Here is a 13,939-nt window from a genome sequence, read left to right as displayed (position 1 = left end):
GCGGCGGGGGCGAAAAAGGTCGGTCGGATGTCAGCCCTGATACGGCGGTGCCGAACCCCACGTCCACTTGGGAACCGGCTGCTCCGCCGGAGGCACCGCGTCCGGGCCGGAGAAGTAGACGGCAAGCCGAGTCCCCCACTCCGCGTACGCCACGAACGCCGAGCGGAACTCGGCGTCGGAGGGAAGCCCCGCCTCGTCCGCCGCGTCCTGGAGAAGGTTCACCCACCGCCGCCGCTGCACCTCGGTGATCCCCTTCCCGAGATGCTTCGCGACCATGTGCCCGTGCCCGCCCTGCGTCTCGGAGTACCCGGCCGGCCCCCCGAACACCTCCCCGAGCCACAGCGCGACATGCGACGCGTGCTCGGGAGCGAGCCCGTCGAAGACGGGCGCGAGGACGTCGTCCTTGAGGACCTTGTCGTAGAAGACCTCGGTGAGCCGGTCGAAGGCCTCGGCACCCCCCGCCCAGACGTACAGGGTGGGCACGGACGCCCCCGTCCCCCGTACCGTCGTCGGTTTGTAGTGCCGCATCTCCTCGATGGAGCTGATGAACGGCCGGATCTCGGCGAGGAAGTCCTCGAAGAGCTCGGACTTGCGGAAGCCCTCGATGTGGTCCTCGGTGGAGGTCCAGGTGATGCGCAGCACGAAGTGCTCGAAGTCCTCCTCGCAGCGCGCCAGTTCGTAGTCGACACACTGCGGGGCCGCGGCGAGCTGGGCGGCGGCCCGGGTGTAGGCGGCGAGGAACCCCGCCGACTGCTGCTCGGGAATGCGGTACCGGATGTACTCAACGGTGTGCGCTGTCATGCACCCACACAAACACGGACGGCCCGCGGAAGCTGCACTTCCGTCGGGCCGTTCGTATCAGTCAGCGTTCAGCGAACCACGGGACCGGGACCGAGGGACCAGTCTTGAGGGCGTCCCCAGGACCGGCCCCGCCGGCTCACTTCCCGTAGTACGCGTTGTAGATCGAGATCGTCGACTTGTTGTTCTTCTTGTCGGTGATCTTCGCGTGGAACGAGATGCCCTTGCCCTTGGCCGGGTTCGTCACGCCGATCTTGCCGTTCTTGACGGTGACCTTCTTCCAGGTCTGGCCGTAGTCGTACGACACGTACACCGACAGCGACTTGAGGTTCTTGCCGGCGGCCGAACCCTGGACGGTCACCGGGACGGAGACCTTCTTGTCCGCCGGTGCCCTGCTGTCCAGCCCGACGGCCGCGTTGAAGCGGACCGAGGAGGTGGGCAGCTTGGCGCTGGTGACCTTCTTGGAGCGGAAGGTCCAGCTGGCGTCGATCCGGGTGGAGGCCGCCGCCACCTTGACGCTCCGCTTGACCGAGGTGGTCAGCTTGTACTCGGCCTCCGCGGACGGGACCGTGAACGCCTTCGAACCCAGCAGCGGGTCGTCGTGCGAGCCGACCTTGGTGCCGTTGCGGTACAGCGTGGTGGACACCGAGGAGAAGAGCGACTGGCCCGCGTGCGTCTGGCCGTCGGCGAACAGCGGCAGGTAGCCGTAGATGTCGTTGCCGTCGCGGAAGAGACCGTAGGACGAGCTGACGCGCGGCCCGAAGACGGCCGTGTTGAACGTCTTCTCGTACTTCTTGCCGGCCTTGAAGGTCTGCGGGTTGCCCAGCGTGTAGAAGGCTTCGAGGGCCGGGTCGCCGTTCTCGTCCTTGGCGCCGTGCTGCTCGAACTCGAAGCCCCACTTGATCTTCTCGCCCGTCGAGACGTACACCGTCCGGGGTGCCTGGAGCTTCTGCTCGAAGGGGACGCCCACGGTGAAGTCCTCGGGCAGCTCACCGACCGGGATGAGCGCACCGGTCTTGCCGGAGACGGAGGCACCGAGGTTGTTCTTCACGGTGGCGAAGTCGCCGGCCTTGAAGTGCTTGACCTTGTCGCCCTGGAACCGCTTGACCTCGGCCGTGGTCGCCACGTCGTACTCGGCGTCGGCTCCCTTGGTCCACTGACCGCCCCAGGTCTGGGTCAGACCCGTGACGTCCCCGCCGACGTGTGCCAGGCGCAGGTCGGCGAACGATCCGAGGCCCACGCCGAGACCGAACCCGGCAGGCGCGTACATGTACGAGACCATCGCGGACAGCGGCTTCGCGTTCGCGTCCGGCACCGTGATGTCGGCCGCCTTGGTCTTACGGGCGTCGAGGGTCACCGAGAGGTTCTTGGTGACGTTCAGCTTCGGCTGGAGCATCCAGTCGAGGCCGCCTTCGAGGGTCACGAAGTCCTTGGCCACCCAGGAGTCCAGCAGGTACGTGCCCTTGGGCACGCGCACGGTCACCGTGCCGGAGCTCTCCGGCGCGGCGAAGCCCCGGTCCTTGCCCAGGCCCGAGTAGCCGATCAGGTCGGTGAGGTAGTTCGGCGCGGGCTGACCGTCCTTGCCGATGTGCGTGAGCTTGACGTCGTACGACTCCACCTCGCGCTGCACCGCGGCGGCCGTACGCACGCTCTGGCCGCCGCCGGTCGCCGTCACATACGCGGAGTAGGCGCCGTCCACCGTGCCGCCCAGCTTGGAGTTGACCGTGAGGTCGACGGAGGCCGTGCCGCCGCCCGCCGGGACGGTCACCGTCTTGGCGCCGAGGGTGAAGAAGCCGGCCGGAGCGGCCTGGCCCTTCGGGTTGGTGGCGGTCGCGGAGAGGCTCAGCGTGACGTCGGCCGTGCCGAGGTTCTTGTACGTGATCTTCTCGGTGACCGGGGTGTCGTCGGTGTGCGGCCACTGCTGGATGCCGAAGCTCACGGACGACGGGTCGGCGATCACGGTCTGCTTGATGGCCTTGTCGACCTGGATGCGGCCCGAACCCTGCTGGAACGGCGTGTACTTGCCGCCCTTGGCGGAGCCGGTCAGCGCGGCCTTGAGCTCGGTGTACTTCCAGTCCGGGTGCTGCTGCTTGAGGATCGCGGCGGCGCCCGCGACATGCGGGGTCGCCATCGACGTACCGGAGATGGTGACGTAGCCGGCGGGGTTCTCGCCGACCTCCTGGGCGATGATGCTGCCCTTCGCCGAGGCGGCGGTGGTGTCCACGCCGGGTGCGGTCACATCGGGCTTGATGGCGCCGTCGAGGCCGGGTCCGGTGCTGGAGAAGTCGGCCAGCTTGTCGCTGTCGTCGACGGCGCCGACGGTGAGCGCCGCCGCCGCGCTGCCCGGGGAGCCGACCGTCTGCTCGCCGAACTGGCCGGAGTTGCCGGCGGCTATCGCGAAGAGGATGCCCTTCTCCTCGGACAGCTTGTTGACCTGGGCCTCCAGCGGGTCCACCTCGGGGGTGTCCCCGCCGCCCAGGCTGAGGTTCACGACGTCGGCGCCCTGCTCGGCCGCCCAGTCCATGCCGGCGAGGATGCCGGAGTCGTCACCGAAGCCGTTGTCGTCGAGGACCTTGCCGTTGAGCAGCTGGGCACCCGGTGCGACGCCCTTGTACTTGCCCGCGGACTTGGCGCCCGTACCGGCCGCGATGGAGGCGACGTGCGTGCCGTGGCCGTACTTGTCGGTCGCGTCCGGAGCGGCCGAGAAGTTCTTCTCGGCGACGACCTGGTCCTTGAGGTCCGGGTGGGTCGTGTCGACACCCGTGTCGAGGACGGCGATCTTGACGCCCTTGCCGTCGAACCCGGCGGCCCAGGCCTTGTCGGCGCCGATCTGCTTGACGGACTTGTCGAGGCTGGCCTTGCGGACGCCGTCGAGCCACACGTGGGCGATGCCGGACGCGGTGCGCGCGCCACCGGACCGCGTGTCGGTGACCGCGTCCCAGAGGTCGGTCGCGTCGGCCTTGGGCGTCAGCACCGCGTCCGCGTTCAGCGACTTGAGGGTCCGGCGGACCTTGGTGTCACCGGCGTCACGGACGTCGGCCTTGGCCGCCGCTGCCGCGCCGCGGTAGCCGACGATCAGCTTGAGGCCCTGCTTCTGGGCCTTGCGGCTGGCCGACTTGTTGAGCTCGGTGACGTCGAAGAGCCGCTGGTCGAGCTTGCCGGAGGCGATCAGCCGCGCGGCGTCGGCCGGCACGACGAGCGTGTGCCCGGCGGTCCTGCGGATCTGGACGGGTATTCCCTCGCGGCCCTTGGCGCGCTCCAGGCCGACGACGCGGCCCTTGTCGTCGACCACCACACGGTCACCGGTGATCAGGGTGATGCGGTGCTTGGGCGCGGTCGGCACGGCCGAGTCGGCGGCCGTGGGCCTGGCCTCCGCCGACGCCGGGCTGGTCATGCCCGCCGCCAGGGCCACGGCTGCCGCCGCGGCGATCGTGGCCACGCACGCTCTTTTCACTTGTCTGCGCAAGTCTCCCCCTGGAGATGCAGGTCCGGGATGAATCCCCGTTCATCCGGCCGGGGGACGTCCCGTACGCATGCTCGCGCGTAACCCCCCGGAATACTCAGTATGCCGGGGGGTGAACAGGCGCTCAATAGTGAGGCGGCTGTTATGAGTTCGCGTTTTCCTTCACGGTGATCTTTCCCTTGCGGATCGTGGCGAGCCGGGGGGCCTTTTTCGCGATCGCCGAATCGTGCGTAACCATGATGAAAGTGAGCCCGTGCTCCTTCCACATGGTTTCCAGTACGTCCATGATCTCGTCGCGCATGGACTCGTCGAGGTTTCCGGTCGGTTCGTCGGCGAGGAGCACCTTGGGCTGCTTGACCAGGGCACGGGCGATCGCGACGCGCTGCTGCTGACCGCCGGACAGTTCGGCCGGAAGGTGCCCGAGCCGCTCGGCGAGCCCCACGGAATCGAGTGCCGCCGCGGCCCGTTCGCGCCGGTCCTTCACCTTCAGCTTCAGGGGTACGAGGGCGGTTTCCACGTTCTCCTGGGCGGTGAGCGTGGGAATGAGGTTGAAGCTCTGGAAGACGAAACCGATGTTCTCGCTGCGTACCTTGGTGAGTTTGCTCTCGGACAGCTTGGCGAGATCCGTGCCATCGAGTTCGACGCTTCCGGCGGTGGGCCGGTCGAGCCCGCCGAGCATCTGCAGCAGGGTGGACTTGCCGCCGCCGGTGGGGCCCTGGATGACCAGCCGGTCACCGTCCCCGATGGTCAGGTCGACCCCGTCGAGCGCGTCGACGGACTCCTTGCCCCGCTTGTAGCGCTTGGTGACGCCTCTGAGTTCGTACATGGTGCAACTCCTGGGATGCGTAAGGGCGTTGGCGCCCGCCGCGACGCGCGGCCGGGGCGGGCGCCCGAGGCGGCCGACTATTCGACGCGGCGCAGGGCGTCCGCCGGTCGCAGCCGGGAGGCGCGCCAGCCGCCGAAGGCGCCCGCGATCAGGCCGCCGGTGACGGCGAGGCCGACCGCGAGGGCGATCGTGCTGAGCGCGACGGGCGCGGTCAGTGCCACGTCGAGGGCCTTGGACGCCGTCTGCCGGGCAGGGCCGCCCATGCCGCCGCCCGGGCCACCGCCGCCGCCCGCCCCGCCCGTGGAGCCGACTTCGGCCTGAAGGGTCGGGCTGATCGCGGTGACGACGTAGGCGCCGCCGAGGCCGAGCGCGATACCGAGGGCGCCGCCGACCAGGCCGTTGACGACGGCCTCGCCGACGACCTGCCGGGTGACGCGGCCGGACTTCCAGCCGAGCGCCTTGAGGGTGCCGAACTCCCTCACGCGGCGGGAGACGGCCGAGGAGGTGAGCAGGCCCGCGACCAGGAACGCGGCCACGAGCACCGCGATCGACAGCCACTTGCCGACGTTGGAGGCGAGGTCGGAGGCGGTGGAGAGGGAGCCGGAGACCGTGTCGGCGAGGTCGGCGGAGGTCGTGACGGTCGTACCCGAGATGTTCTTCTGGATGGTCGACTTGACCGCGCTGATCTGCTGCGAGTCGGACGCCTTGACGTAGATCGTGGTGACCTTGTTCTTGGAGTCGCTGAGCGTCTGCGCCTGCTTGAGCGGGATGTAGAGGTTGGCCGCCGCGTCTCCGCTGTCCGGCGTCGCGATGCCGATGACCTTGTACTTGACGCTCTTGATGGTGACCGTGTCACCGAGGACGAGCTTCTTCTCCTTGGCGTACGACTTGTCGGCGACGACGACCTTGGCGTTGGTCTCGGAGGACTTGAAGGTCCGGCCGCTGGTGATCTTCGAGGAGGTCAGCGGGCCGAGCGCGGGCTTGGTGACGTCCGTGCCGTAGACGGAGTAGTTGTTGACGTCGAAGTCGGCGCCGCCGCCCTCGACCCGGCCCTCCGGGGACTGCTGGGCGCCGGGCCGGCCGCCGCCCTGCTGGTTGCTGCCGCCGCTCTGCTGGTCCTGCTGGAACTGGCCCTGGCGGAACTGGCCGCTGACCTTGACGACTTGGAGGCTGAGCCCCCCTACGACGTCCGAGACACCCTTCTGGTCGCCGACCTTGGAGACCGTGCTCGTGGCCAGGGTCTGGAAGCCCTGCACCATGACGCGGTCGCTGCTCTGTTCTTCGTCGGAGTCGCTGCCCCGGGCGTCGAACTGGAAGCGCGGGCGCTCGCCCGTGCTCGACTGTGCCTGGGCCGCCTTGGTGACCGTCATGTCCGTGCCCAGTCCGTAGAGCGACTGGAGGACCTTGCCCTGCGCCTTCTCCATGCCGGACGACACGGAACTGACCACGATGACCAGGGCGATGCCCAGGGCGAGTCCGGAGGCGACGACGAGCGCCGCCTTTCTGCGGCGGCGCAGTTCGCGCCTCAGGTAGGTGAAGAACATGGCCGAAAGCTAGGGACACCGCGTGATGGCGGGATAAGGCCCGCATAAGAGAAGGATGAGAACACTGTGCGCCGCCGCGGAACCCTGTGAGAACGCCGAGGGCGGTTGCCCGTACGAGTCGTACGGACAACCGCCCTCGGGACGGGAATTGCGTTCGGGTCAGACGGCCGAACCGGCCTTCCACGCCGCCCAGTCCAGGTTCCAGCCGTTGAGGCCGTTGTCCGGGGCGATGGTCTTGTCACCGGTGTTCCGCACGTCCACCACGTCACCGACGATCGAGTGGCTGAAGAACCAGCCGCCCGGCGTGTTCGGGTCGTTGGCGCCCTTCGTGTCCGACAGGCCGACGCAGCCGTGGCTGGTGTTGACGCTGCCGAAGATGGACTTGGCGCCCCAGTAGTTGCCGTGGATGAAGGTGCCGGAGTTCGACAGACGCATCGCGTTCGGGACGTCCTTGATGTCGTACTCGCCCTTGCCGTCGTCGTCCGTGAAGCCCACGGTCGCGCCGTTCATCCGGGTCTCCTTGAACTTCTCGGAGATCACCATCTGGCCCTGGTACGTCTTGTTCTCGGGCGAACCGGCGGAGATCGGGATCGTCCGGATGGTCTTGCCGTCCTGCGTGACCTTCATGGTCTTGGTCTGCGCGTCGACGATCGAGACCTGGTTGCGGCCGATCTTGAAGGTGACCGTCTTCTGCTGCACGCCGTAGACGCCGTCGGCGCCCTCGACACCGTCGAGGTTCAGCTTGAGCGTGACGGTCGAGTTGCCCTTCCAGTACTCCTCGGGGCGGAAGTCGAGCCGGTTGGCGTTGAACCAGTGGCCGACGACCTCCTGGCCGCTGCTGGAGGAGACGGTGATCCCCTTCTGCACGTCGGCCTTGTTGGTGATGGCCTTGTCGAAGTTGATCGAGACCGGCATGCCGACGCCGACGGTGGAACCGTCCTCGGGCGTGAAGTTGCCGATGAAGCTGTTGGCCGGCGAGACCGTCGTGAACGACGCGTTCTCGTGGGCGGCGCGGCCGTCGGAGTCCTTGGCCGTCGCGGCGATCTTGTAGGCGGTGGCGCGCTCCAGCTGGGCGCTGGGCTTCCAGCTCTTCTTGTCCGCGGATATCTCACCCGCGACAGCCGTGCCGGCCGCCGTCTTCATGGTCACGTCGGTCAGCGTGCCCTTGGTCACAGTGACGGCCGCGGCACTGTTGATGGAGGCGTTGTCGGAGCCGTCCTTGGGTGTGATCTTGATCTGGGCCTCGGAGGACTTCTTGGCCGCCGCCTCGTCGACCTTGGCCTGCGAGGAGCTGTCACCCCCTTCGCCCTTGGGGTCGTCGCTGCCGCCTCCGCTGCACGCAGAGAGCACCAGCACCCCGCCGAGCAGTGCGGACGCGACCGTGAGGCCCTTGCGCCGCTTACTGTCCGTCATCACACGCTTCTCCATCGTTGCCGAATCCCCAAAACCCCGAGAGTCCCCGTAACACCTGTAAACGCTACGACCGGTTCGTCCCGTTCCACACCCTTCCCAGGTGTGGGGCACACCACGTCGATCCATTTCGGCCCACGTCGGATCGTCCTCGATCCGACCGGTGCGGCCGTTACGACTGGTGCGGGTGTCGGTCACTGCGCCCCTTGAGACGACAGAACCCCGGGTGGCGGTTGCCGCCCGGGGTCACGATTCTCCCAAGCCGCCTCAGCCGACCACTTCTTCCTCGTCTCCGGCCTCATCATCCTCGTCGAGGTCCCAGTCAGGCGAATCGGGGTCGTAGTCGATCTGCTCGGTGCTCCAGGAGGCCTGCGCGAGTTCGACCCCGGCCACATCGCTGACCAGGTCGAACGGGTCGACGAGGTACGCGAGGGCCTCGGCAGTGTCTTCCGTCACTGTGCTCTCGGCGTGCGCCCGCTCGTCGCCCGGGATCTCGGGATCCTCGGCGATGCGCCCCAGCGCCGCCTTGGTGAGCGCGCCCTCGTCGTCGATCTCGACGACCAATTCGACGCGCAACCGTACAAAACGTGATGTCTCAGGTGTGCTCATACGTCGGAGCGTAAGGCTCTTCACCACCGTGACTTTCCCGTGACCCGCACCTTTCACTAACATCGCCCCACACGGCCAATTCGCCAGCGTCACAAGGGGATCGATATTCCGTGTCCGCACGTCGATCGTTGCTGACCGCCACCGCCGCGGGGACCCTGCTGGGCGCCCTGTGGTTCGTCCCGTCCGCCAATGCGACCGGGGACGGGACGGCAGAACACAGAACACAGACAGCGACGACCACGGCCCTGCAGACCAAGGCCGGGGACGAGGCCAAGGCCGAGGCCGAGGCGTCCGAGGAGAGCGCGGCCGAGGCCGCCGTCCGCACCCAACTGGCCGACACGGGAAGCTTCGACACGACTCCGTACGTGGTCGGCGGCACCCTGTTCCTCAGCCTGGGCGCCGGGTTCGTGGTGTATTCGGTACGCAGGGAACGTATGACCTTGTACTGAGGGCCCCGCCGCCCGGGGTCCACACGCCCCGGCACAGCGATATCCGCCCCCTTTCAGCCATTTCGCGGCATCCTCGAAGGAAGACCGGCGAGAGAGGGGCGGACCCGTTTACAGTCCGTGGGGTTCACGTACGCACTCCCTGTCGCGTCTCCATACCGCGTGAACAGGGAGTGGCCCACGTGAAGATCGTCTTCCTGCTGCACAACGCCTATGCCATCGGCGGCACGGTGCGCTCGACGCTCAACCTCGCCGGTGCGCTGGCCGCGCGGCACGAGGTGGAGATCGTCTCGGTCTTCCGCAGCGAGGACAGACCCGTGCTCGAGGTGAACCGCAAGGTCCGTCTCGTCCCGCTCGTCGACGAGCGCCGCGACGCGCAGACGTACGACGGCGAGAACCCGCTCATGGCACGCCCCTCCACGGTCGTACCGCCCGCCGAGGTCCTCGCCCACCGCTACACCGAGCTCACCGACGAGCGGCTGCGCGGCTTCCTCGACGGGACGGACGCGGACGTCGTCGTCGCCACCCGCCCGGCGCTGGTGGTCTTCCTGGCCCGGCACGGCTCGCGCCGCTATCTGCGCGTCGGACAGGAGCACCTGTCGTACGACAACCACGTCCCGGACGTACGCACCGCGCAGAACGAGGCCTTCCCGCATCTGGACGCCTTCGTCACCGTCTCCGCGCAGGACGCGGCCGACCACCGCGAGCGTCTGCCCCGGCTGCGGACGCGGATCACCGACATCCCGAACGCCGCGCCCCGCCCGAAGGCCGAACGCTCCGACGTGCAGGCCCCGTTGGTGGTCGCCGCGGGCCGGCTGATGCCGGTCAAGCGCTACGACCTGCTCATCGAGGCCTTCGCCAAGGTCGTCGCCGTACGCCCGGAGTGGCGGCTGCGGATCTACGGCCAGGGGCCGGAACGCGCCACCCTCCGCGCGGCCGTCGACGCCCATCGCCTGAACGACCACGTCTTCCTCATGGGACCCCATCCGAGGATGGAGACGGAGTGGGCCAAGGCCTCCGTCGCCGCCGTGAGTTCGGACTGGGAGTCCTTCGGCATGACGATCCTGGAGGCCATGCACGCCGGCGTCCCGGTGGTGGCCACCGACTGTCCGCACGGCCCCGGCGAGATCATCACCGACGGCTCCGACGGACTCCTCGTACCGCGGGGAGACGCGGACGCGTTCGCGGCGGGACTGCTGAAGCTGATCGAGGACCCGGACCAGCGCCGGCTCATGGGCGAGGCCGCCCGGGAGTCCGTGCAGCGGTTCGCTCCCCGCCGGATCGCGGACCAGTACGAGCGCCTGTTCGCCGAGCTGCGCGAGGCCCGGACCTCGACGGCGACGAAGGTCACGCGCCGGGTGCGCCGCGCGCTCGGGGCGCTGCTGCCCCAGAGCTCACGCCCCCTGGAAGCGCCCCCGGCGAACCCGCCTGCCGCCCCACAGCCCGAGGACGACCGCCCGCGCGCCCTGCGCCCGAAGGGCCGCTGCACGACCGACGCCGACGGTGGCGTACGGATCAAGGTGAACGCGTCGGGGGTGTCCGGCGAGGACCTGACGCTGGTACTGCGTCACCGGCACGGCGACGACGAGACGCGCGTCCCGCTGGAGCGCCCGGCCGACCCGAAGTCGCCCTGGACGGCGCACCTGTCCCATCGCCAGGTCACCCTGGCGGAAGGCCGTTGGGACCTGCATGTCGAACGCGCGGAGGACGGCGCACGCCGTCGGCTCAAGGCGGGACTGGTCGAGCAGCGCGGCCTGCTGACGGCGAGACCCACGCCGTCCACAGCGGGTGAGGCCTTCGCCTGGTGGATTCCGTACGCGACCAAGGACGGCTACCTGGCCCTGCGGACCTTCCGCCGCCCGGCCCACGTCGAAGCCACGGCCCTGCGGACCGGCACCGGCTCCCTGACCGTGGAAGGCAACCTCCACGGGGCCGCACTCGGCGAGGGCGCGGTGCTGCTCGGTGTCTCCCGCGACGGGAGACCGTACGACTTCGAAACCCCGGCGACGCCCACGGGGGAGCGGACCTTCCGGGCCGGCATCACGTCCCTGCCCCGCCCCACGGACGCCGACAAGCCGCTGTGGGACCTCTTCCTGCGCCCCGCCGCGGCCGGCGAGCCCGTACGCGTCGGCCGAATCCTCGGCGACATCGTGGAGCGCAAGGCCACGGACAAACACCCGAGCACAACCCTGGCCACGAGCTCGGGGCCTCCGACGGAGGCCCGCTTCTTCTTCACGATCACGAACGACGTGGCAATCAGCGCCCCGTAGGCCGCGCCCCGTCAGGGGCGCGGGACTGTGACGCTGTGCGGCTCCGCCGAACTGTCAGGCGGACCGACGCCCGCCTCCCTGACCTCCACGCGCACGCGAAGAACCCGCGCCACCACGCCCGCGCGAACCCCCACCGGTACCGGCGCCGGACCGCGCCCCGGCGGGCGCCCCACGTCCACCGCCACCCCGACGAGCCCGGGAAGGCGACTTCGACTGAGCCTGCGCTGCAACCGGCTCCGGCACAGGAATGACGACAGGAACCCCGGACGGCTCGCGAGCCCCCGTGATCCGTACGAGCTCTTCGTCGCTCGACTTGATCCGGGCCGTCCGCGGACTGATCCCGGCGTCGGCCATCAGCCGGGTCATCTCACGCTTCTGCTCGGGCAGGACGAGCGTGACGACGCTCCCGGACTCCCCCGCGCGGGCCGTACGCCCGCCCCGGTGGAGATAGTCCTTGTGGTCGACCGGCGGATCGACGTTCACGACGAGGTCGAGATCGTCGACGTGAATCCCGCGAGCGGCGACGTTCGTGGCGACGAGCGCGGTCACGAGCCCGGTCTTGAACTGGTCGAGCGTCCGGTTCCGCTGCGGCTGCGAGCGCCCGCCGTGCAGCGCGGAGGCCTTCACACCGTTGGCGAGGAGCCGCTTGGCGAAGCGGTCGGCCGAGCGCTTGGTGTCGACGAAGAGGATCACGCGCCCGTCGCGGGCGGCGATCCGCATCGCGACGGCCTTCTTGTCGGTCTCGTCGGCGACGTGCAGCACGTGGTGCTCCATCGTCGTCACCGCGCCCGCGGAGGGGTCGACGGAGTGCACGACGGGGTCCGTGAGGAACATCCGTACGAGCTTGTCGATGTTCTTGTCCAGCGTCGCGGAGAACAGCATGCGCTGGCCGTCCGGCTCGACCTGGTTGAGGAGCGCCGTGACCTGGGGCATGAAGCCCATGTCGGCCATCTGGTCGGCCTCGTCGAGGACGGTGATGCCGACCTGGGCGAGGGTGCAGTCGCCCCGGTCTATCAGGTCCTTGAGCCGCCCGGGCGTGGCCACGAGCACCTCGGCGCCGCGCCTCAGCAGACCGGACTGCTTGCCGATGGAGAGCCCGCCGACGACGGTCGCGAGCCGCAGGTTCACGGCCGTGGCGTACGGCGTGAGCGCGTCGGTGACCTGCTGCGCAAGCTCGCGCGTGGGCACCAGGACGAGCGCGAGAGGCGCCTTGGGCTCGGCACGCCGGCCGGCCGTGCGGGCGAGCAGCGCGAGGCCGAAGGCGAGGGTCTTGCCCGAGCCGGTGCGGCCCCGGCCGAGGATGTCGCGCCCGGCGAGGGAGTTGGGGAGCGTCGCGCCCTGGATCGGGAACGGCTCGATGACCCCCTGCGCGGTGAGGGTCTTGGTCAGCGCGGCCGGCATGTCCAGCGCGTCGAAGGACTCGACGGAGGGCAGCGCGGGCGTCAGCGTCTGCGGCAGGGTGAACTCCCGCGGCGCCGTCGACTGCTGGGACGGCTTCTTGCGTACGTTCCTTGCGCCGCCGTTGGCGGAAGCCGCAGGGGCTCCGCCGCGTGTGCCACGAGAGCCACGGGAACCCCGGGAATTCGCCGGGCGTTGGCCGGCGGGTCGTTCAGGACGTTCGGATCGAGTCATGCTGGATCTGGAATTCCTTCCTGGGCCTCACGGGTATTCCGTGTTCAAGGACACACGGACAGCACAAGCCGGGGCCCGCACCCGAAGGTGCGGGCCCCGGCTCGCGTGTTACGCGTCCCGGAATTAGGCGGGGACGATGTTCTCCGCCTGCGGGCCCTTCTGACCCTGCGTGACGTCGAAGGAGACCTTCTGGCCCTCCTGCAGCTCACGGAAGCCCGAGGTGGCGATGTTCGAGTAGTGGGCGAAGACGTCGGCGCCGCCGCCGTCCTGCTCGATGAAGCCGAAGCCCTTTTCCGCGTTGAACCACTTCACGGTGCCAGTAGCCATGTCATTTCTCCAAGATAGGTGGCTCCCATCCGGAAATGACCGGAAAAACAAAACGCGCCTGAGAGAGGATTCCTTTCAGGCGCACAAAGTTAATGGGTACCAAAAACGTTTCGTTAGGAACCCTAGCACAGTTTTCGGTGGGGGCGTCGCAACGCCCCGGCGCCCCCACCTCGTACATCTGATGGAACCCCGGAAATCCCTATGCCAGCGGGCCCGTCACGGGTTCCACGGCCTCGACCAGGTGGCCGCCGCGCACGAACGCGTCCGCGGCTGCCAGGTCCGGCGAGAGGAAGCGGTCGGGGCCCGGGCCCCCGACTCCGGCGGCGCGGGCGGCGGCGATCGCGGCCTGCGAGGCGGGTGCGGGGGTGAGGCCGGTGCGCAGCTCGACGGCGCGCGTGGCGGCGTACAGCTCGATGGCGACGATCCGGGTCAGGTTGTCGACGGCCGTACGGAGCTTGCGGGCGGCCGACCAGCCCATCGAGACGTGGTCCTCCTGCATGGCGGAGGACGGGATGGAGTCGGCGGAGGCCGGGACGGCGAGCCGCTTCATCTCGCTGACCAGGGCGGCCTGCGTGTACTGGGCGATCATCAGGCCGGAGTCGACGCCGGCGTCG

Annotated in this window: 11 protein-coding genes; 2 read left to right on the top strand and 9 right to left on the bottom strand. The window is 69.2% G+C overall.

What is annotated here, in order from left to right; genetic code table 11:
- Positions 1 to 30: 30 nt before the first annotated feature.
- From AOK17_RS14490 to AOK17_RS14465, 6 genes are all read right to left on the bottom strand, one after another.
- Positions 31 to 801 carry a group II truncated hemoglobin gene (locus AOK17_RS14490; protein WP_055612854.1) on the bottom strand — a complete coding sequence of 257 codons (771 nt, stop codon included), beginning with the start codon at positions 799 to 801 and terminating at the stop codon, positions 31 to 33.
- A gap of 136 nt (positions 802 to 937) precedes the next feature.
- Positions 938 to 4,192, bottom strand: a complete 3,255-nt coding sequence (locus AOK17_RS14485; RefSeq protein WP_079053020.1) for a S8 family peptidase — start codon at positions 4,190 to 4,192, stop codon at positions 938 to 940.
- A 211-nt stretch (positions 4,193 to 4,403) separates the two neighbouring features.
- Entirely contained in the window at positions 4,404 to 5,087 is a 684-nt protein-coding gene (locus AOK17_RS14480; protein WP_055612852.1) for an ABC transporter ATP-binding protein, read from the bottom strand.
- Between the two features lie 77 nt (positions 5,088 to 5,164).
- Positions 5,165 to 6,631, bottom strand: a complete 1,467-nt coding sequence (locus AOK17_RS14475; RefSeq protein ID WP_055612851.1) for an ABC transporter permease — start codon at positions 6,629 to 6,631, stop codon at positions 5,165 to 5,167.
- 159 nt (positions 6,632 to 6,790) lie between these two features.
- Positions 6,791 to 8,059: a L,D-transpeptidase gene (locus tag AOK17_RS14470; RefSeq protein WP_055612850.1), complete on the bottom strand. Its 1,269-nt coding sequence runs from the start codon at positions 8,057 to 8,059 to the stop codon at positions 6,791 to 6,793.
- Positions 8,060 to 8,308: 249 nt separating this feature from the next.
- Positions 8,309 to 8,650, bottom strand: a complete 342-nt coding sequence (locus tag AOK17_RS14465) for a hypothetical protein (protein ID WP_055612849.1) — start codon at positions 8,648 to 8,650, stop codon at positions 8,309 to 8,311.
- A gap of 110 nt (positions 8,651 to 8,760) precedes the next feature.
- Here AOK17_RS14465 and AOK17_RS14460 point away from each other — a divergent pair, with 110 nt between their 5' ends.
- Together AOK17_RS14460 and AOK17_RS14455 are read left to right on the top strand one after the other, a co-directional pair.
- Positions 8,761 to 9,099, top strand: a complete 339-nt coding sequence (locus AOK17_RS14460; protein WP_079053019.1) for an LPXTG cell wall anchor domain-containing protein — start codon at positions 8,761 to 8,763, stop codon at positions 9,097 to 9,099.
- Positions 9,100 to 9,278: 179 nt separating this feature from the next.
- The gene (locus tag AOK17_RS14455) at positions 9,279 to 11,366 is read left to right on the top strand and encodes a glycosyltransferase family 4 protein (RefSeq protein ID WP_055612847.1); all 2,088 of its coding nucleotides are present in this window, start codon (positions 9,279 to 9,281) and stop codon (positions 11,364 to 11,366) included.
- Positions 11,367 to 11,420: 54 nt separating this feature from the next.
- On the opposite strand, the gene AOK17_RS14450 is transcribed toward AOK17_RS14455, so the two are convergent.
- From AOK17_RS14450 to AOK17_RS14440, 3 genes are all read right to left on the bottom strand, one after another.
- Positions 11,421 to 12,998 carry a DEAD/DEAH box helicase gene (locus tag AOK17_RS14450; protein WP_055612846.1) on the bottom strand — a complete coding sequence of 526 codons (1,578 nt, stop codon included), beginning with the start codon at positions 12,996 to 12,998 and terminating at the stop codon, positions 11,421 to 11,423.
- A gap of 123 nt (positions 12,999 to 13,121) precedes the next feature.
- Positions 13,122 to 13,325 (bottom strand): cold-shock protein, encoded by a 204-nt coding sequence (locus tag AOK17_RS14445; protein ID WP_053661143.1) that lies wholly within the window; start codon positions 13,323 to 13,325, stop codon positions 13,122 to 13,124.
- Between the two features lie 199 nt (positions 13,326 to 13,524).
- Positions 13,525 to 13,939 (bottom strand): aromatic amino acid lyase (locus AOK17_RS14440; protein WP_169801928.1); only part of this gene is annotated, 415 nt, incomplete at its 5' end.

Origin of the sequence: Streptomyces phaeochromogenes (assembly GCF_001418655.1) — a bacterium.
Lineage (GTDB): Bacteria > Actinomycetota > Actinomycetes > Streptomycetales > Streptomycetaceae > Streptomyces > Streptomyces phaeochromogenes.
Note: the sequence above shows the minus strand (reverse complement) of the source record. Positions and strands in the feature narration are given on the sequence as shown.

Coding starts and splice junctions, on each gene's coding strand:
- AOK17_RS14485 (WP_079053020.1), bottom strand. CDS start 4,192: ATGACCAGCCCGGCGTCGGCGGAGGCCAGGCCCACGGCCGCCGACTCG.
- AOK17_RS14490 (WP_055612854.1), bottom strand. CDS start 801: ATGACAGCGCACACCGTTGAGTACATCCGGTACCGCATTCCCGAGCAG.
- AOK17_RS14475 (WP_055612851.1), bottom strand. CDS start 6,631: ATGTTCTTCACCTACCTGAGGCGCGAACTGCGCCGCCGCAGAAAGGCG.
- AOK17_RS14450 (WP_055612846.1), bottom strand. CDS start 12,998: ATGACTCGATCCGAACGTCCTGAACGACCCGCCGGCCAACGCCCGGCG.
- AOK17_RS14470 (WP_055612850.1), bottom strand. CDS start 8,059: ATGGAGAAGCGTGTGATGACGGACAGTAAGCGGCGCAAGGGCCTCACG.
- AOK17_RS14465 (WP_055612849.1), bottom strand. CDS start 8,650: ATGAGCACACCTGAGACATCACGTTTTGTACGGTTGCGCGTCGAATTG.
- AOK17_RS14480 (WP_055612852.1), bottom strand. CDS start 5,087: ATGTACGAACTCAGAGGCGTCACCAAGCGCTACAAGCGGGGCAAGGAG.
- AOK17_RS14445 (WP_053661143.1), bottom strand. CDS start 13,325: ATGGCTACTGGCACCGTGAAGTGGTTCAACGCGGAAAAGGGCTTCGGC.